Source organism: Streptomyces sp. NBC_00028 (genome assembly GCF_045041065.1).
Lineage (GTDB): Bacteria > Actinomycetota > Actinomycetes > Streptomycetales > Streptomycetaceae > Streptomyces.
In genome coordinates, this window is record NZ_CP108294.1 from 305756 (window position 1) to 323469 (window position 17714).

16 protein-coding genes are annotated in these 17714 nt (G+C 70.2%); 8 read left to right on the plus strand and 8 right to left on the minus strand.

Annotated features, from left to right (window positions below):
- The first annotated feature begins 61 nt into the window (after nt 1-61).
- The gene (locus OG885_RS45445; RefSeq protein ID WP_331729448.1) at nt 62-880 is read left to right on the plus strand and encodes an oxidoreductase; all 819 of its coding nucleotides are present in this window, start codon (nt 62-64) and stop codon (nt 878-880) included.
- 186 nt (nt 881-1066) lie between these two features.
- Nucleotides 1067-1732 carry a TetR family transcriptional regulator gene (locus tag OG885_RS45450; protein ID WP_331729450.1) on the plus strand — a complete coding sequence of 222 codons (666 nt, stop codon included), beginning with the start codon at nt 1067-1069 and terminating at the stop codon, nt 1730-1732.
- A 58-nt stretch (nt 1733-1790) separates the two neighbouring features.
- Here the strand turns inward: OG885_RS45450 and OG885_RS45455 are convergent, their stop codons facing one another.
- From OG885_RS45455 to OG885_RS45470, 4 genes are all read right to left on the minus strand, one after another.
- Nucleotides 1791-2576 (minus strand): L,D-transpeptidase family protein, encoded by a 786-nt coding sequence (locus OG885_RS45455; RefSeq protein ID WP_331729453.1) that lies wholly within the window; start codon nt 2574-2576, stop codon nt 1791-1793.
- Between the two features lie 171 nt (nt 2577-2747).
- Entirely contained in the window at nt 2748-3941 is a 1194-nt protein-coding gene (locus OG885_RS45460; protein ID WP_331729456.1) for a CU044_5270 family protein, read from the minus strand.
- Nucleotides 3938-4513: an RNA polymerase sigma factor gene (locus tag OG885_RS45465; protein ID WP_405743347.1), complete on the minus strand. Its 576-nt coding sequence runs from the start codon at nt 4511-4513 to the stop codon at nt 3938-3940. Before OG885_RS45465 ends, OG885_RS45460 begins: the two co-directional genes overlap by 4 nt.
- Nucleotides 4514-5027: 514 nt before the next feature.
- Nucleotides 5028-5945, minus strand: coding sequence for a pyridoxamine 5'-phosphate oxidase family protein (locus tag OG885_RS45470; protein ID WP_331729460.1), 918 nt, complete (start codon nt 5943-5945; stop codon nt 5028-5030).
- 291 nt (nt 5946-6236) lie between these two features.
- On the opposite strand from OG885_RS45470, the gene OG885_RS45475 reads away from it, so the two are divergent.
- On the plus strand, nt 6237-7073 hold the full coding sequence (locus OG885_RS45475; protein WP_331729462.1) for an alpha/beta hydrolase: 837 nt from the start codon (nt 6237-6239) through the stop codon (nt 7071-7073).
- Nucleotides 7074-7108: 35 nt separating this feature from the next.
- Here OG885_RS45475 and OG885_RS45480 read toward each other — a convergent pair whose 3' ends face one another.
- The gene (locus OG885_RS45480; RefSeq protein ID WP_331729463.1) at nt 7109-7879 is read right to left on the minus strand and encodes a glucose 1-dehydrogenase; all 771 of its coding nucleotides are present in this window, start codon (nt 7877-7879) and stop codon (nt 7109-7111) included.
- A gap of 348 nt (nt 7880-8227) precedes the next feature.
- On the opposite strand from OG885_RS45480, the gene OG885_RS45485 reads away from it, so the two are divergent.
- Nucleotides 8228-9007 (plus strand): alpha/beta fold hydrolase, encoded by a 780-nt coding sequence (locus tag OG885_RS45485; RefSeq protein ID WP_331729465.1) that lies wholly within the window; start codon nt 8228-8230, stop codon nt 9005-9007.
- A gap of 120 nt (nt 9008-9127) precedes the next feature.
- Nucleotides 9128-10774 carry an FAD-dependent monooxygenase gene (locus OG885_RS45490; protein ID WP_331729467.1) on the plus strand — a complete coding sequence of 549 codons (1647 nt, stop codon included), beginning with the start codon at nt 9128-9130 and terminating at the stop codon, nt 10772-10774.
- A gap of 11 nt (nt 10775-10785) precedes the next feature.
- On the opposite strand, the gene OG885_RS45495 is transcribed toward OG885_RS45490, so the two are convergent.
- Nucleotides 10786-11718 carry an alpha/beta hydrolase gene (locus tag OG885_RS45495; protein WP_331729469.1) on the minus strand — a complete coding sequence of 311 codons (933 nt, stop codon included), beginning with the start codon at nt 11716-11718 and terminating at the stop codon, nt 10786-10788.
- A 177-nt stretch (nt 11719-11895) separates the two neighbouring features.
- Here OG885_RS45495 and OG885_RS45500 point away from each other — a divergent pair, with 177 nt between their 5' ends.
- From OG885_RS45500 to OG885_RS45510, 3 genes are read left to right on the plus strand one after another with little or no spacing between them, the layout of a single operon-like run.
- The gene (locus OG885_RS45500) at nt 11896-12759 is read left to right on the plus strand and encodes a helix-turn-helix domain-containing protein (protein ID WP_331729471.1); all 864 of its coding nucleotides are present in this window, start codon (nt 11896-11898) and stop codon (nt 12757-12759) included.
- Nucleotides 12756-13157, plus strand: a complete 402-nt coding sequence (locus tag OG885_RS45505) for a DUF2255 family protein (RefSeq protein ID WP_331729473.1) — start codon at nt 12756-12758, stop codon at nt 13155-13157. The genes OG885_RS45500 and OG885_RS45505 overlap by 4 nt, the downstream gene beginning before the upstream one ends.
- The gene (locus OG885_RS45510) at nt 13154-14098 is read left to right on the plus strand and encodes a helix-turn-helix domain-containing protein (RefSeq protein WP_405743351.1); all 945 of its coding nucleotides are present in this window, start codon (nt 13154-13156) and stop codon (nt 14096-14098) included. Before OG885_RS45505 ends, OG885_RS45510 begins: the two co-directional genes overlap by 4 nt.
- Here OG885_RS45510 and OG885_RS45515 read toward each other — a convergent pair.
- Both OG885_RS45515 and OG885_RS45520 read right to left on the minus strand, forming a co-directional pair.
- A complete protein-coding gene (locus OG885_RS45515; RefSeq protein ID WP_331729476.1) occupies nt 14095-14685 on the minus strand; it encodes a flavoprotein in 591 nt (196 codons plus the stop codon). The genes OG885_RS45510 and OG885_RS45515 overlap by 4 nt on opposite strands.
- Before the next feature lie 243 nt (nt 14686-14928).
- Nucleotides 14929-17712 carry an AAA family ATPase gene (locus OG885_RS45520; protein WP_331729478.1) on the minus strand — a complete coding sequence of 928 codons (2784 nt, stop codon included), beginning with the start codon at nt 17710-17712 and terminating at the stop codon, nt 14929-14931.
- Between the last annotated feature and the right edge of the window lie 2 nt (nt 17713-17714).

The following is a 17714-nucleotide window of genomic DNA, read 5'->3' on the forward strand; positions in this document are numbered from 1 at the left end:
TAAAGGTCCAGCGGCCTCTTATGAGATCGCGTCTCGACGAGAACAGAAACAGAGGCACCCCATGAGCAAGACCTGGCTGATCACCGGCAGCTCCCGCGGCCTGGGCCGCGCAGTCGCCGAGGCAGTGCTGGAGGCCGGCGACAACCTGGTCGCCACCGCCCGGCGCACCGAGCCCCTGAACGACCTCGTCGAGAAGTACGGCGACCAGGTCCGGCTGGTCACCCTGGACGTGACCGACGCCGACGCCTCCCGGCGGGCCGTGCAGGCCGCGGTGGACGCCTTCGGCCGCCTGGACGTCGTGGTGAACAACGCCGGCTACGCCGACATGGCCGCCCTGGAGGACATGTCCGACCAGGTCTTCCGGGACCAGATCGAGGCCAACCTCTTTGGCGTCGTGAACGTCACCCGCGCCGCCCTCCCGGTCCTGCGCGAGCAGCGCTCCGGCCACATCATCCAGATCTCCTCCGTCGGCGGCCGGGTGGCCGTCCCGGGCCTGGGCGCCTACCAGGCGGCGAAGTGGGCGGTGGGCGGCTTCTCCGAGGTTCTGGCCCAGGAGGTGGCCCCCCTCGGCATCAAGGTCACCGTCGCCGAGCCGGGCGGCATGCGCACCGACTGGGCCGGCACCTCCATGGCCACCCCGCCCGTCAGCGAGCCGTACCAGCAGGTGGTCGGCGGTGCCGTCGCCGCCATCCGCAGCCAGGACGGCAAGCAGCCCGGCGACCCGGACCGCATCGCGCAGGTCCTCCTCGACATCGTGGCGGCCGAGCGGCCGCCGCTGCGCCTGCTGCTCGGCAAGGACGCCGTTCAGGTGGCGCGGACCTTCGCCGAGAACCTCGCCGCCGGGGACGCGCAGTGGCGCCAGGTGAGCGAATCCGTATGACGCGTGGGCCCGTTCCGGCACCCGGCCCCCAAGCCGGGAACCGCCCCGGCCGCACCCCCGGCGCCACCTCAGAGACCAACTCCGGACCCGCCGGTGCCGCCCCGAGGACCGGCGCCGAGGGGGCTTAGGGTTGCCGCAGGCGGCGCCACACGGGCCGCGAGCGAGATGTTCCCCGGGGAAGCGACGATGACAGCAGACGACAAGGCCGCCGGCTTTCAACGCGCGCGCAGCGCCGAACAGCGCGAGATCCGCAAGCAGGCCATCCTCGACGCCGCGACACAGCTGTTGACCGAGATGCCGGTCAGTGAGATCAGCCTGCGCGAGCTGAGCCGCCGCGTCGGGCTGTCGAAGACCAACGTCGTGCGCTACTTCGAGACCAGGGAAGCGGTCTTCTTCGAACTCCTCAACCGCTCCCTGGCCCAGTGGATCGACGACCTGACCGCCGAACTGGCCACGACCGAAGGGTCCGTGACCGCGGTCACGGACACCCTGGCCCACTCGCTGGCCCGCCGCCCCCTGCTGTGCGACCTGTTCAGCGCCCTGGGCTCGGAGCTCGAACGGAACATCTCCGCCGAGTCGGCGCGCGAGTTCAAGCTCGCCCACGTCCGACTCCTGCGCGCCCTGGCCGACCTGCTGCGCCGGCACATCACCGCGCTGACGCCGGACGCCGCCCGCGAACTGGTCTCCCTGACTGTCGTCTGCACGGCCGGGCTCTGGCCCTTCGCCCACCCCTCGGAAGCCGTCGCCGAGGCCCAGCGACACCCCGAACTCACCGACACGAAGGTCGACTTCGCCGAGATGCTCGGCCGTACCCTGCACCTCCTCGTCACCGGACTGCTGCGCACCGGGTGACCCCGGGCGGCTCGGCCGAAGAGCCCGCTCACCGCACCGCTGACACCCGGCCGGGCGGTCAGCGGGCGAGCGAGGCGGCGTCGCCCAGGACGGCGACGGGATGATCCGCGGGATCGAGCGTGCGCAGCAACTCCTTCATATGGGTCTTGGAGAGGCTGATGCAGGCATGGGTGGGGCCGCCGTGGTCGACGTGGATCCATATCCCCCCACCGCGGCCTTCCCCCAGCGGCTTGGTGCCGTCCATCGGCGACGTTCCGGGCTGCCGGTTGTAGTTGAGGGCGATGACATAGTCGAAGGACCCGGCCAACGGTTCCCCTTCGAAGCCGGTGCCGCTGACCGAGAAGGCACCGGACCGGTGATAGGGCAGCCTGGTGCCGGGATCGGCCAGCCGACCGCCGGCGTCGGTGAGTCCGAACACCCCTATGGGACTGTGCAGATCACCCACATAGTGCTTGTCCGTCCAGCCCGCGTAGCCGTTGTGTGCGGCCCACACCTCCCCGCGACGCCAGCCGCCGTCGACCCGCCGCCAGAGCACGACCTGCGAGGACGACGACTTCTTGCCGGCTCCCGTCACGACGACGACCTGCCGGGCGGCAGCCGGGACGCGCGCCAGCGTCTTCGGGCCGAGCCCCGGCAGCCGGGTAGGGAGCTGCGGCCGCGATTGAACCGTCGCCGACGGAGCAGCGGACGCGGGCACTGGCTCCTCGGCCGCCTGCTCGGTGCTCGTGGCCCGGACACGAGCCGCATGGGAGTCGCCCTCGGCCAGGTGGTGGTACGTGGTGATCCCCAGTGCGGAGACGACGAGGACCGCGGTCGCTGAAAGGTAGGGCCTGTGCAGGCGCATGGGTATCGGCCTTCTCGGGAGGTTCGAGGCGCCCCGGGGCGGGGCTCGTGGGTGCCGGCGAACGCCGCGCACCGGGATCACGGCCGTCGGCACGGGCGCTGCCTGGACCATGCGGGACGTCCAGGCAGCGCGACCGGCCCGCCGCTGCCGCGAGTTGTACGGTGTGCCGGATCAGCTCCGGGCGTCCTTCGGCACGCTGATCTGGCGTTCGCCCCAGCCCATACGGCTGGTCGCCTGATAGTTGACCGCCGTACCCGCCTTGAGACCCGCCGCCTTCGCCCTGGCCGAGGGCTCGACGAGCAGGAGTTCGTCGCTGAGCATGTCCCCGGTGGAGGGGTCGATGACCAGCCGCTGCTTCGTCGTGCCGAGTGCCGTCCGGTACGTGCCGGGGAACTCGACGGCCACCCCTTCACGTCCCAGCGGGTCGGTGACATGACCGACCACCCGGACACCGGGCAGACCGGCCATCACCCGGTACGCCGCCGCCCGGACCTCGGGCTTCACGGGCATCGTGACGAGGTTGCCCGCCTGACGCAGCATCCAGGTACTGCGGCCCGACGTGCCGCCGTCGGCGCCGTTGTCCTGCGCGTACAACTCCTCCAGATAGCGGCGCAGTTCACCGCTGGTGGAGGGCAGTGCCCGCAGGTCCTTGTACGTGACGTTGTTCGGGCCGACGGCATAGATCTTGCCGCCGAGGTCGGTGCGCATGACCGTCGGCCGGCCGGCCCCCATGGTGAAGGCGACCTTGTGGGTCCCGCTCTGCTGCCCGACCTCGACCTGGACCGTGCGCGGCGACCCCACGGCCTGCCACACCGCCTCGTCCGCCGCGGTCCGGGGCTCGACCTCGGAATCCAGACCGGACACCATCAGACTCTTCGTCCCCGGCCGCACACCCACCGACCAGTCCTCGGTCGACGCGCTGCGCACGGCGAAGTACTGCCCGCCCACCTCGGCGACATCCACGTACCGCGCCAGCGTGGTGGTCTGCCAGTACGTCCCCTCGGCGGGCGCGGCCTGTGCCTTCTTCGCCGCGCTGAGCAGTTCGATATGACCGTCGACCGGAGTCTCGGCCGTGCCGCTGGGCGCCTGCGCCGCAGGCGGAGCGGCCGGTGCCTGCCGGTCGAAGCTGCCCACCGACACCACCACGGACGCCGCCACCGCCACGAGGGCAACCGCCCCCAGCGGACGGAAACGCATCGACCGGCGCGCCACCCGGCCGTCCACGGGCTCGGCGACGATACGTGCGAAGTCCTGCCGCTGCCGCGTGGGGTCGGCCAACCGTGCCGGGTCCAGCTCGTCGGGCCGCGCGTCCGCGAGCACCTGCAGGGTGTCGGCTCGCTTCGATCGATCCTGTGCCTTCTTCACGCGGGTGCTCCTTCGCTGTGCGGTCGGGTGATGCCTACGGCGCGCGCGGACGCCGCCTCGGGAGGGTCGGCCGCCTGTGCCGCTTCCAGGGCCTTCTCCAGGCGCCGGCGCGCACGGTAGAGACGGACGGCCAGTGCTGCGCCGGTGCACTTGAGGACCTGGGCGGCCTCCTTCGTGCTCAGGCCGTGCCAGGCGATCAGGGTCAGCAACTCCCGGTCGCTCTCCGGCAGACCCGCAAGGGCCTGCAGCGCGACATGCCGGTCGGTGACCATCGCCGCGACGTCACCGGCCCGGTCCTGGGCGCCATCGGCGATGCGCTGTGCCTCCTCGGCGGCGAGGAGGTACCGCAGAGCGTCCCGGCGGCGCATCTCCCGCACCAGATTGCGGGTCACCCCGAGGAGCCACGGCAGGCTCGGGTGGGGGACGTCGTCGTGGATGCGCCGCCAGGCAACGGTGAACGTCTCGCTGGTGATGTCCTCGCCCACCTGACGTCCCACCAGACTGGTGGCGTAGGCGAGGACTCGCGGGTAGCACTCCTCGTAGACATCGTGGAAGCGCTCGGCAGGCGTCACGAGCACCCCCTCATCTCGGCTTTCATACCTGGAAATGTGTGCAGCGGCCCGCTTCTTACAGGCACGGGAGAAAAACCTGTGTGATCGCCATCACACACATGTCTTCCGATGCCCGGCACTGCCCACCACCGGATGAACCCCGCTCCGCCTCTGTCCCGTTGTCGTCGATGTAAGGCCTGTCCGCCGGCGAAGAAGGTCGGCTGTTCCCCTCTGCGAGGTCCTCCTGCACCCCCAGAACAACGCGTCAGCGTCCGCCCATCGGACGGCGCCCGCAGACCCCGGGGATCGAACGGTCCCGTCCGCCCTCCCCGACCGCGCATGCCCCCGCTGCGGATCCCCTGACATCCACCGAGGCCCCAGTGCCCATCCGGGCATTCTCACGCTGCAGTGCCCGCACGAGGAATGCGGCTGGCGCTCGGACCGCGAGGTATGACACCTGACGGGGCGGGCGGCGCTCTGGAGCACTTGCGCCCGCCCCGGATGCCGCGTCCTGACCAGGGATCGGCAGCCCGAGTCAGGATTCGCCGGCCCGGGCTGCGGACGCGGCGGCGAGAGCCTTCAACCCGGGCCAGTCCACCCGCGGCTGGCGCAGGTCGCGCTTGCGGAGATAGGCGTTCGTCGCGCGACGGGCGTTACGCAGTGTGCGAGCGCCGCCGCCTCCCGACGGCTCGACGACACGGTGCGGCACCAGCAGCCAGCCGCCATCGTCGGACCGCCGCAACTCGCCCCGCACCAGCGCGTTGTACAGACCGGCGAGCCGGTCGTCGTGGCGGTGCACGAGCAAAGAGGCCGGACCGGCCACCACTTCGCAATCGGTAGCGGTCTCCACCACGAACCCCTCCGGCGTCGCCCGGACCGGCGTCCGCATGAGCAGGGGAGCACCAGAAGCGTCCCGGGCACCGAGGACGGCGGTGGAAAAGCGCGCGAGAATGTCGGCGCCGGGCAGGGAAAACCCCGTGTCCGCGGCGGTGCGCAGACCGGCGGACAGGGGCGGGCGGACGGTCACGGCCGTGGGGGTGACGGTGATCAGCAGCCGCAGGTAGTACCAGTCCATGAGCCAACGAGCGGGCAGGTCCACATACCGCCGGCTGTCGGGCTGGCGGTCGAAGAGCATCGACCAGTACGCCTCATGGCCGGACGGTGAGGTGACGATCTCCTCCGGGCAGACCGCCGTACCGGAGATGAACACCTGCTCAGCACCGTCCAAGCCGCTGCCGGTGGGATCGGAGAAGAGCAGGGCGACCCTGCCGTCGCGACGCACGTTGAGCGCCTTCTGGGCGAAGGCGATCGACGTGGTGACGAGAAACGTGTCGTCCTCGAGACGAAGCGTCGCCGTCGGCCAGACGATCGGCGTGCCGTCCCGGCCGAGGGTGGCGAACTCACAGGTCCGATAGGCGTCGACAATCTTGGCGAACGCCGAGTCCAGTGGCATCGGATACACGACCTGTCTGTGTCGAAGGGGACGAAGAGAGGCTGGCATGTGCTGGTGCCGCGACCGGACACCGCGTCGGACCGGCCCGATCGACAGGCAGCCTCCAGCACTGAAACGGCGGCGACTCCACCTCGGGTTCACGGACGACCGGATGAGCCTCCTGCCCGCTGGCGTACGAATTTGAGTCATTTGACGGTTACGGGGGCGCACGCCCCGATACAAATCTGTAGGCGCGAAACCGAGTTCGGGGGCACCACCCGTCGCCCCACAACCCATCCGAGAGGGACACCCATGCCGTTCATCACCGTGGGCCAGGAGAACACGACAGACATCGAGCTGTACTACGAGGACCACGGGACCGGACAGCCCGTCGTCCTCATCCACGGTTTCCCGCTCGACGGGCACTCGTGGGAGAAACAGTCCGCAGCGCTCCTGGCCGCCGGCCACCGCGTCATCACCTACGACCGCCGCGGCTTCGGCCGCTCCAGCCAGCCCACCGTCGGCTACGACTACGACACCTTCGCCGCCGACCTCAACACCGTGCTGGAGAAGCTGGATCTGCGCGACGCCGTTCTCGTCGGCTTCTCCATGGGCACCGGCGAGGTGGGCCGCTACCTCGGCACCTACGGATCCACACGCATCGCCAAGGCGGCCTTCCTCGGCTCCCTCGAACCGTGCCTGGTCAAGAGCGACGACAACCCGGGTGGCGCGGCACCCGCGGAGTTCTTCCAGGGCGTCTCCGACGCGGTGAAGGCCGACCGGTACGCCTACTACACCGCGTTCTTCCAGGACTTCTTCAACCTCGACGAGAACCTGGGCACACGCATCAGCGACGAAGCCGTACGCAACAGCTGGAACGTGGCCGCGAGCGGCGGCGCCCACGCGGCCGCCGCCGCGCCCCTCACCTGGGGCACCGACTTCCGCCAGGACATCCCCAAGATCGACGTACCGACGCTCATCCTGCACGGCACGGGCGACCGGATCCTCCCGGTCGAATCCACCGCCCGCCTCTTCCACCAGGCCCTGCCCTCCGCCGACTACGTGGAGATCGAGGGCGCGCCGCACGGCCTCCTGTGGACCCATGCGGACGACGTGAACCGGGCGCTGCTGGAGTTCCTGGCCAAGTAGCACACGCTGGCGCCGGTACCTCAGTCAGCGGGGGCTCAGCTGATCCTGCCCCCGTCGACCCGGAGTACGGCGCCGGTGACATACGAGGCACGGTCACTCAGCAGCCAGGCCGCCGCCTCAGCGATCTCCTCGGGATCAGCGGCACGGCGCAGTGCGGTCCGGGTGTTCAACTGGTCGATGACACCGGGCGAACGCTCGTCCCACTCGTACAGCATCTCGGTGAGTGTCGTGCCGGGGGCGATCGCGTTGACGCGGATGCCCTCGGGGCCGTAGGTCGCGGCCGCCGTGGTGGTGAGGTGGTTGAGCGCGGCCTTCGTGGCGCCGTACGCGGGCAGCGCGGGGTTGGGCAGCAGGCTGCCGACGCTGGAGTTGTTGACGATCGCGCCCCGGCCGGCGGTGGCACGGATCGCGGCGACCTCGGCGTTCATGGCCAGCCACTGGCCTTTGAGGTTGACGGCGCTGACCTCGTCGAAGTCGGCCTCCGCCAACTGGTCCATCGGACCGGGCGGCTGACCCGTGGCGCCGTTGTTGAAGGCGATGTCGAGACGGCCGTACAGGGTGACGGCCCGATCGACGGCGGCCCGGATGCTCAGCGGATCGGCAAGATCGCAGGCCACATGGTCCGCGATGCCGCCGGCCTCCCGGATCTGCTCGGCAACTGCTTTGAGCTGGGACTCCGTACGGGACGCAAGGAGAAGGCGGGCGCCTTCCCTGGCGAACAACCGGGCCGCGGCGGCACCGATGCCCCGCCCGGCCCCGGTGACGAAGGCGACCTTGTCGGCTAGCAGCTGCGATGCGTGGCTCATGCGGCGATTCTGCCTGCTGCCTGGCTGCCGGGTGACTGATCTGCAGCCACCCCGTCGAGACGGGGACGATCTTCCGGGACTAGGGTTTCGGCAACCGCGAGCACGTGCGGTGAGGGGCGAGGGCCAGCGCCGCACGAAATACCCAAGCCGCGTGAGCGCGCGGACATGCCCCGAGGGGACACCTTCGCTTTGCTGCCGATCTGCCCGACGCGGTGATTGACCCGCCGTTCGCGCCAGTTCGGTGCCACAGGTCAGCGAGGTGCACCGAGTGACACACCGCGTGGCTATGACACGGGCCCTCTCGAATGATCTCGACGACATTCGACACATCAGCGATTCGGGGTAGGAATGACACACATCGAAACACGCGTGTTCGGCGGTCTGGCCGGTGATCTGCACGGCACACCGGACGACGTACGACCACCCCTGCTTCTTCTGCACGGGCTGACGTTCGACCGGCGGCACTGGGCCCCCTTCCTCGCCCAGCTACCCGCGGGCCGCCGAGTGCTGGCTCTCGACCTGCCCGGCCACGGCGCCTCACCCGAGAGCACCTCCTACACCCTGGACGCCGTGGCCGCGCTCGTGCACCAGGCGGTCACCGCCGCGGGGCTCATCTCACCCGTGGTGGTCGGGCACTCGGTCGGCGGCCTGCTGGCCACCGTCTACGCTGCCGAACACCCCGTGCGCGGCGTCGTCAACGTCGACCAGCCCCTGCTGCCCGGCCCGTTCGGCGAACTCCTGCGCCAGAACGAAGAACTACTGCGCGGCCCGGACTATCTGCGGTTGTGGGAGCGGCTGACCGCCGGCATGGGGATCGACAGCCTCCCGCCGGAGGCGCAGGAACTGGTCCGCACCGTCACCACCCCCCGGCAGGAACTGTTCCTCGGCTACTGGCACGACGTGCTGGTCAGGTCCGCGGACGAGATCCGCGCGGGGCGCGAACGGGACCTGGCTGCGCTGCGCGAACAGGGCGTCTTCTATCGGCATGTCAGCACGAGCGAGCTGCCCGAGCCCTATCGTGCATGGGTTCACTCCCACCTGCCGGACACAGTCTTCAGCGTTGTCCCGTCCACCAGTCACTTCCCACATCTCTCGCACCCCCGGAAGCTGGCGGACCTCGTGCCCTGACGATCACGCGTCCCTGCGGCCTGCTGCACATGTGTGCAGCAGATAACTCACACCTTTCTCTTGTCGTCCGAGAGTAGGTTCATCTCCGCGTATACCTCTTCAACGGGACGGTTCGGTGCGATGAGTGAAGTCGACAACGGTGACGCGGCCAGGGGCCTGACCGGCCCGTGGGGGCCGGTGCTTGTCGTGGGGGCCGGCCCCGTCGGACTGGTGGCCGGGATCGAGTTGGCGCGCCGGGGTGTCGACGTGCGCCTGGTGGACAGAGAGGCCGCCCCCCGCGCCGGCTCTCGCGGGAAGGGGTTGCAGCCCCGCAGCGTCGAGGTCTTCGACGACCTGGGGGTTGCCGGGCGGGTACTGGCGACGAGTCGTTCCCGACTGGCCATCCGCAAATATCGGGGCAGGTCGGTGCTGGGAACCAGTGACGTGGTACCCGGCGTCCCGGAACCCACGCCCTCGACCCCCTACCCCCGGACCGTGCTGCTCCCGCAATGGCGGGTGGAAGAGATCTTGCGTGAACGGCTCGCGGATCTGGGTGTGACGGTGGAGTACGGGACGGAACTGGCCGACCTCACCCAGCACAGTGACAGAGTGCGGGTCCTCCTGAAGTCCGCGAGCGGTTCCGAGCACGGCAGGTTCTCTCATGTCGTGGGCTGTGACGGGGCGTCCAGCACGGTGCGGACCCTGCTGGGCATCGAATTCCTGGGACAGACGGATGAGACGGTCAGGATGCTGACCGCCGATGTCGAGGTGAGCGGCCTCGACCGCGACTTCTGGCATTGGTGGCCCAGCGCCGACGGAAGGCTGCTGGCCCTGTGCCCGATGGCGGCGACCGACACCTTCCAGTTGCAGGTCGGTGTGGGCCCCGACACCGCGGGAGAACTCCAGGTCGAGCAGATCCAGGCGCTGGTGGAGGAGCGCAGCGGCCGCAGCGACCTCCGCATTCGCCGAGTCGCGTGGCAGTCCATCTGGCGCTTCAACGTGCGGATGGTGAACCGCTACCGCGCCGGGCGGGCGTTCCTGGCCGGCGACGCGGCCCACGTCCACGCGCCCGCCGGCGGCCTGGGCATGAACACCGGCATCCAGGACGCCTACAACCTCGGCTGGAAGCTCGCGCACGTGCTGAGGGGCGCCCCCGAGGCGCTGCTGGACACCTACGAACAGGAGCGACTGCCGGTCGCGGCCGACGTGCTGAATCTGTCCTGCGAGCTCATCGCCCAACGCGTCCGGGGCGTCGTGCCCGGCGGGGCCCGCGGCAGGGACACGCTGCAGCTCAAGGTGTGCTACCCCGGCAGTGAGCTCAACGGCTCTCCCCGCACCCAGCAGGCGAGTGAGCACCCGCACGTGCAGGCGGGCGACCGCGCACCCGACTCCGTGGTGTATCAGGCGGACGGTACGGCGGTGCGGCTCTTCGACCTCTTCCGCGGCCCGCACAGCACCGTACTGGCCTTCGGCTCACGCAGCGCGAAGTGCGCAGACGCCCTGGCCCGACGGTTCCCGGACCACCTCGCCGTTGCCGCCCTGCTCCCGAGGGCGGCGCCCGACGCCGCCCCAGGGACCGCTTTCATCGATCGCGAGGGCAGTGCCCATCAGGACTACGGCATCGACGGCGACACCCTGCTCGTCATCCGCCCGGACGGCTACGTGGCTCTGCGCACCACCGCCCCGAACGAGACCGACATCCTCGACCACCTCCGCCGATTCCTCCCCGACGGTGGCTCGACCAGGTACGCGCCCGAGCCGGAGGAACGGTTTCTCCAGGCGAAGTGACGGGCTGTCGGTCACTTGGTCAGGTGGGTGGTGAAGTAGTCGGTGAGCTTGTCGATGGCGGGGTCGATGTATTCGCGCTTGTCGTAGAGGTCGACGTGGCTGGCGCCGGGGATGCGGTGGAGTTCCTTGGGGCCGGTGGCAACCTGGTGGGCCTCGATCGCCATCCAGGCGGTCACCGCGCGCTCGCCGATGATCTGCAGGATGGGGCGGGGGCCGATGAGCGGCACGGCGCGGAAGACGTCGCTGGAGGCCATCTTGTCGACGCTGTCCCAGGTGAGGAACTTCGCGGAGCGCTCGTGGTAGCCGCGGGCGCCGCAGTAGTACTCCCAGCCCTCGATGCCGTGCTCGCCGCCCAGCGCGCCGGCCTCCTCGGCGGTGTCGGGGAACATGGTCAGCACCCCGGGGTCCTCGCCGCGGGCGGCGCGGGTACGGGCCTGGGCGGCGGCGTCCAGCAGGGCCTGGAAGACGGCCGGGTCCTGGGAACCGTCCGCGCCGAAGCGGAACTGGCGGGCCGGCTCGGCGGTGGACACCGTCGCCACCGCCTTCACCCGGTGATCCCCACCGGTGGCGGCCAGCGAATAGCCACCGGAGGCGCAGACGCCCAGCAGGCCGATGCGGTCGGCGTCGACCTCCTCACGGGTGCTCAGGTAGGACACGGCGGCCTTGAAGTCCTCGATGCGCTGGGCGGGGTCCTCAAGCCCGCGCGGCAGACCCCCCGACTCGCCCTGGTGGGCGGCGTCGAAGGCGAGGGTGACGAAGCCGCGCTCGGCCATCAGCTGCGCGTAGGTGCCGGACGTCTGCTCCTTCACACCGGTCCCGGGGTGACCCACCACCAGCGCCGGACGCGCAACCGACACCCCGGCCCCGGCCTCGCTGTCGGGGAGGTAGAGATGCGCCGCGATCTCGATACCGGCGCTGTCGAAACTGACACGAGTCCTGGACATGAGAAACACTCCTGAGATGTGGTGACGAACTAGGTCCGCAGCGCCCGGTCTCCGCCGGGCACACATTCACCATCCGCCACCCGTCCCGTCCGCGGGAGAGTCAGGTTTCTGCCTGGGCAAGAACCTGCCCCCTCACACCTGTGCCGCGCCCGCGGTGGCCGCAGGACACTGGAAGACATGAAACCGACACCCGCCTCCCATCTCGGCGCCTTTCTGCGGGCTCGGCGGGCGCAGCTCGACCCGCAGGAGTGCGGCCTGCCGGCGACGGACTCCGCCCGCCGGGTCACGGGACTGCGCCGTGAGGAGGTCGCCGCCCTCGCCGCGATCAGCGTGGACTACTACACCCGTCTCGAACAGGGCCGCGTCCGCGCCTCCGCTCCCGTCCTGGCCACCCTCGCCCGCGCCCTACGCCTCGACGACGACCAGCAGCGCTACCTCTACGAGCTCGCCGGCCGGACCGACGAGCGGCCACGCCGCCGCAGAGCATCCCAGCGTCTACGGCCCGCCATGCGCCGCCTGCTGGACCAGCTTGCCCGTACTCCCGCCCTCGTCCTCGGTAAACGCCTCGACATCCTGGCCTGGAACCAGGCCGCGGCGGCCCTCTACATCGATTTCGCCGCCGTCCCGGCCGACCGCCGCAACTACCTCCGCCTGCTGTTCACCGAGCCGGCGATGCGGGAACTGGACCTGGACTGGGAGCACGACGCCCGCGACGCGGTGGCCGCCCTGCGCCTGGAGGCCGCAGCCGACCCAGAGGATCCGGAACTCGCCCGCTTGGTGGGCGAGCTGGCCATCCAGGACGCCGACTTTCGCACCTGGTGGGCGGAACACCGGGTCAACAGCGCCGCCTACGGCACCAAGCACTACCGCCACCCTGTCGTCGGCGATCTCACCCTCGACTGCGACACCTGGGCCGCGTCCGACGGCTCCGGCCAGCGCCTGATGGTCCTGACCGCCGAGCCCGGCAGCCCCTCCCACGACGCCCTGAGCATCCTCGCCTCCTGGACCGCGAAGGCAGCCGACACCGAGGTGAACCGATGACCGCCTGGACAAGCGAAGAGCAGTCCCTGTTCTCCAACACCTACTCCCTCGTCCTGACCGCCGGAGACACCGACGGTCCTGGTGTGGAGATCGGCATGGTCGTCGTCGACGGCGAGCTGTACGTACGCGCCTACCGCGGCGTCCGCTCCCGTTGGTACCGGGCGGCACGCGAGCACGGCCACGGCAGGATCCAGGTGGGCGACGTCAGGCGCGACGTGGTGCTCACGACCGGCGACCTCGAACCACCCGCCGGGCTCGAAGCCGCCTTCAGGGGCAAGTACGGCGCAGTCGCCGACGCCCTTGTGGCGAGCGCCCAGGCCAGGGCCGCGACGATCCGCATCGATCCGGTACCTGGGGATCCCTTTGGTCCGGCGGCACCCCGCATCATGGGCGTATGAGCGAGCCCGCACACATGCAATGGTCCAGCGCCGCCGTTGAGGGCTCCGATGCCCTCAGTTACTGGGTCGACGTCGTCTGTGACACGTTTGTCGGAGTCGCAGTGCGTCCCGACCCTGACGCAGTGTTCGAGGGCCGCATCGAGACGTCCGTCCTGGACGGTGTCGCCTTCGCTTCACTGACCGCGGGTCCGCAGGAGGTGGCACGGACGCGGAGGTTCATCGCCCGGGACGATCAGGATGTCCTTCTTGTCAACGTCCAGTTGCGCGGCCGGGCCAGGATGGAGCAGAACCGGCGGGTGGCGGTGCTCACCCCGGGCACCATGGCCTTCCTCGACAGTTCCCGCCCGTACGTGCTCGACTTCGCGGACGATTTTTCACAACTCGTACTGAAAGTACCCAAAGCCCGGCTGTCACACCGCTCTCTGAACGGTGCGACAGCCGTTGAGTTGGATGCCTCCGGCCCCGGAGAGGTCATCGCGGATTTCCTGCTCGGGCTCGACCGGCTGCACGGCACCGATCCCAGGGCAGCGATGGCGCTGCTGCCGCACGCCGTCGACCTGCTGGACACGGCTCTGGCCTGGACCGCGGGCGCCGTATTGCCCCAGGCGTCGTCGGCGTTGACGAGCCAACGTGTCCACCGTTTCGTCCGTCGCAACCTCACCGACCCCGACCTGGATGCCGCCGCAGTCGCCGTGGCCTGCCGGGTCTCACGGCGCACGATGTACCGGGCCCTGGCCGACGACGGTGAATCCCTGACGGCGCTGATCCGCAGGCTGCGTGTCGCACACGCCCAGCGGCTGCTGTCAACCAACTCCGAGCAGACTCTTTCTGCCCTGGCCAGTGCCTGCGGGTTCGGCGGTGAAGCACAACTGCACCGGGCGTTCAAGGCCGTGACGGGCATCACGCCTGGCATGTACCGGGCCCAGTGCGGTCACCGCTAGGTCTGCGATGACCCGCTCTGCGGCATGAAGGTGCGGATCGATTCGATGAACTGGGGTGGGGCAGGCGGCATGAGCGCCTTCACGAACTCCCCGAGACCGACGTCGTAGCGCTGGCCCTGCTCCGGGTCGACGACGTGGTATCCGTCCTCTCGGAGCTGGTCCACATTGCGCCGGATGGCGGGCTTGATCCACATCTCCTCGGTCATCACGGGGAACAACACCACAGGGAAGTCCGCTGCGGTGATCGTGGCGGTCAGCATGTTCGGGACGGCACCCGAGGCGACGGCGGAGAGGATGTTGGCCGTAGCCGGCAGCACGGCCATCATGTCGTGCTCGGCCGCCAGCGTCGCGTGGTTCTCCTGCGCCCAGGCGTCCGGCGTGGTCCCGGTAACCACACGGTCAGCGAACAAACGGACCGTGTGCGGGGGAAGAAACGTGGCAGCGGTATGCGTCATGAGGACGGTGACGCTCCCCGTGAAGGTGGCGCGCAGTGCATTGATGTATGCCGGAAGCGTGGCCACCGCGGCCGAGCCGGTGGCGCCGATGAGCAGACGCCCACCGAAGGTGGCGGTGTTGTTGCTGGTCATGCATTCAGGATGTACCTCTCACGGAGATAGGTGTGACAGTTTGTGCCGACATCACTGACCGTCCGTGCCACGACATGCCTTCGGCCTGCGCGGTCAGCAGGCGTTGGATGGCCCGGACACACCCCGTCACGGGACGCCCTTTGGCAGCCTGCCGCTGCCGGAGTGACCGCCGGGGCGCTCCTTGATCGTCAGAGCCGCCGTTGGTCGGCGTCTGCCGCACGCCCAACTGCCGGGCAGGCAGGCTCAGTCGACCGCTTCCAGGTCGAGAGCGGCGAGGGCGTCCCGCAAGGCGGCCCGCGAACTGATGTGGAGTTTGGGGTAGATCTGATACAGGTGCGCGCCGATCGTGCGAGGTGACAGGAAGAGGCGCTCCGCGATCTGCTTGTTGGTCAGCCCGGTCGCGGCCAGCGTCGCGATCTCGCGTTCCTGGGCTGTCAGGACTCCCTTGCCTGCCGTGCAGGTCGACGCCGCCACACCGCTCGCCCGCAGTTCGGACTTGGCGCGCACCACCCAGGGAGCCGCTCCCAGCTTCTCGAACGCCCCGCGCGCCAGGACCAGTTGTTCCCGCGCATCCTTGGTCGCGCGCCGGCGCCGGAGACGTTCGCCGTACAAGAGGCGTACCCGTGCGACATCGAAGGGCCATTCCTCGGGGTCGAGCAGGGACAGAGCCCGCTGGAACAGGGGCAGGGCATCGTCGTCGAATGTCGTCAGTGCCTCGCAGGTCAGCACGAGCATGTGCAGGCGCGGGGAGAGCCGCGCCATCTCGGACTCCCGCAGGGCCGCTGCGTGGGTGGCGGCCTCAGTAAACCGTCCTGATCTGACCGCGGCCTCCACCAGGTCCAGGGCGCCGGCCATGGCGTGCGGCAGGTAGGGGGCGAGGGGTGTGAGCGGGCCGGTGGCGGTGGCCTGACGGAAGGCGGCCTCGGCGTCCCCGTTGCCGAGCAAGGCCAGGCTCCTCGCGTGGAAGGCCAGTGAGCGGGCGCCAAGGGCGCCACGGGGAACGGCCCAGGCTGCGATCTCCTCGCACAGCGCCTCGCAAGCTTCCACGTCACCGCGTGCTCCGGCCACCAGCGCCTGCACGAACTGGAACTTGCAGGCGAAGAACGGGTAGCCGTACTCCTTGCACAGCGCGAGCCCCTCGCCGGTCAGGCGCACGGCCTCGTCCCAGCGGCCCTTGTAGTAGTCGTCCAGGCCCAGATGGATCAGCGCGGAGAGGTGTCTGCGGACGGGCGCGGCGCCCGCGCGGGCCTGCTCGACCAGACGCAGGGACGCTTCCCGCACGTCCGCCAGCCGGTCCGGATAGACGGCGCAGGTACTGACCCGCACCACGTGCGTCGCGTCGCCGAGGTCGGCGAGCTGCTCGTCGAGGACCTGCAGCCCGCGGTAGCCGGTACGGGCGGGGTCGGCGAAGGTCTGGGCGCACGCCCACAGCAGGTCGGGGGGTGCGGGCGCCATCCGGTCCAGGGCCCGCAGCAACGGCGCCCACTTTTCCGGATCGCCGCTGTACCAGCACAGCGTGATCAGGGTGAACAGGGCTTCGACAAGAGCCTCGTCCGAGGCGTCGTAGCCGTGTCCGCCGGCCTCGATCGCACCGACCAGCAGCCGGTGGGCGGTGTTGACGTCCCCGTCCTGGTTGATCAACAGGAGCGCGGAGGCAGCCGCCGCGTGCAGGGACCCCTCCCGGATGGCCGGGTCGGCGCGGCGTGCACCGACGAGCAGACGCGAGGCGTCCGCCAGATCGCCGCCGGCGTCGGTGCCGATGTAGGCGGCCTCCGCGAGCCGGCGACTCTCGTCCGCCGGCGCGGGGCTGAGCTCCGCGGCGCGGGTAAGGGCGGCTACCGCACCCAGTGCGTCGCCTCGTCCGAGGCGTAGCCGGGCGGCCTGCTCCAGCAGTGCGGCGACGGTCTCGTCCCGGCCGGTCGTCGCCTCACCGAGATGGCCGGCGCGGCGCTCGGGCTGATCGACGAGGACAGCGGCGAGCGCCCGGTGTGCCCTGCGGCGGTCGGAGGCCGTGGCCTGCGCCACCACGGCGGAACCGATCAAGGGGTGACGGAAGGACATCTTCCGGGAGGGCGCCGAGACGGTCACCAGCCGGTCGCGTTCCGCCGACTCCAGAAAGTCGATGGCGTCGCGGTCGCCGGCGGCCGCCTCGATGACCGTGAGGTCACCGGTGCCTTCGAGCGCCGCGATCAACAACAGCTCGCGGCCGGGTTCGGGCAGATCGGCCACACGTGTGGCGAACAGTGCCTGAAGGCGCTCGGTGAGGGGCAGGACCGAGGGCACCGCGCCCGGCGCCGTGCGTTGCTCACGGTCGAGGGCGGCAGGCAGCTCCATCAGCGCGAGCGGGTTGCCGTGTGCCTCCGCTGCGATACGCCGCCGTATCTCGTGGGAGAGGCCCGGGTGTGCCTCGGCGAGGAGCTGGGCCGACGCTGCGTCGTCCAGGGGCTGGAGGCGGTGCTCGGTGAGCCCGCTCGCCTCGAAGAAGCCCTCAGTGGTGACGCGCGAGGCGGCCAGGAAGCTGATGCGGCTGCCGACGAGCCGCCGCGCGATGAAGCCGAGGACGAAGGTGGTGGGCCGGTCCAGCCACGGCAGGTCGTCGACGACGATCAGGAGCGGGGCCCCTTGGGCGATCCTGCGCAGCAGCAGCAAGGCCGCGGTGGCGGTCAGCAACCGGTTCGGAGGCGGTCCGCTGCCGATACCGACCGCGACTTTGAGGGCGTCTCGGTGCCCCGGGTCCAGCAGGTCGAATGATTCAAACAGGGGAACGAGCAGCTGGTTGAGGCCGGCATAGCTGACGTCCGCCTCGAACTGCACGCCGCTCACCCGCAGCACGCGCGTGCCTCCCAGTGCGGCCTGCGCCGCCACGGCGTCGAGGATCGCGGTCTTCCCGATCCCTGCCTCGCCCGACAGCAGCAGGGCCGCGCCGTGGCCGGAACCGCCGAAGTGGGACCGTACGAACTCCAGGTCCTCGTCCCGTCCGATCAGCCGTCCGGAAGCAGGACTCAACGACTGGGCCAGGTCGTTCATCG

What these genes read in the sequence shown, in the direction of transcription:
- OG885_RS45445 (WP_331729448.1), top strand. Translation starts at nt 62, where the DNA reads ATGAGCAAGACCTGGCTGATCACCGGCAGCTCCCGCGGCCTGGGCCGC.
- OG885_RS45450 (WP_331729450.1), top strand. Translation starts at nt 1,067, where the DNA reads ATGACAGCAGACGACAAGGCCGCCGGCTTTCAACGCGCGCGCAGCGCC.
- OG885_RS45455 (WP_331729453.1), bottom strand. Translation starts at nt 2,576, where the DNA reads ATGCGCCTGCACAGGCCCTACCTTTCAGCGACCGCGGTCCTCGTCGTC.
- OG885_RS45470 (WP_331729460.1), bottom strand. Translation starts at nt 5,945, where the DNA reads ATGCCACTGGACTCGGCGTTCGCCAAGATTGTCGACGCCTATCGGACC.
- OG885_RS45475 (WP_331729462.1), top strand. Translation starts at nt 6,237, where the DNA reads ATGCCGTTCATCACCGTGGGCCAGGAGAACACGACAGACATCGAGCTG.
- OG885_RS45480 (WP_331729463.1), bottom strand. Translation starts at nt 7,879, where the DNA reads ATGAGCCACGCATCGCAGCTGCTAGCCGACAAGGTCGCCTTCGTCACC.
- OG885_RS45485 (WP_331729465.1), top strand. Translation starts at nt 8,228, where the DNA reads ATGACACACATCGAAACACGCGTGTTCGGCGGTCTGGCCGGTGATCTG.
- OG885_RS45490 (WP_331729467.1), top strand. Translation starts at nt 9,128, where the DNA reads ATGAGTGAAGTCGACAACGGTGACGCGGCCAGGGGCCTGACCGGCCCG.
- OG885_RS45495 (WP_331729469.1), bottom strand. Translation starts at nt 11,718, where the DNA reads ATGTCCAGGACTCGTGTCAGTTTCGACAGCGCCGGTATCGAGATCGCG.
- OG885_RS45500 (WP_331729471.1), top strand. Translation starts at nt 11,896, where the DNA reads ATGAAACCGACACCCGCCTCCCATCTCGGCGCCTTTCTGCGGGCTCGG.
- OG885_RS45505 (WP_331729473.1), top strand. Translation starts at nt 12,756, where the DNA reads ATGACCGCCTGGACAAGCGAAGAGCAGTCCCTGTTCTCCAACACCTAC.
- OG885_RS45510 (WP_405743351.1), top strand. Translation starts at nt 13,154, where the DNA reads ATGAGCGAGCCCGCACACATGCAATGGTCCAGCGCCGCCGTTGAGGGC.
- OG885_RS45515 (WP_331729476.1), bottom strand. Translation starts at nt 14,685, where the DNA reads ATGACCAGCAACAACACCGCCACCTTCGGTGGGCGTCTGCTCATCGGC.
- OG885_RS45520 (WP_331729478.1), bottom strand. Translation starts at nt 17,712, where the DNA reads ATGAACGACCTGGCCCAGTCGTTGAGTCCTGCTTCCGGACGGCTGATC.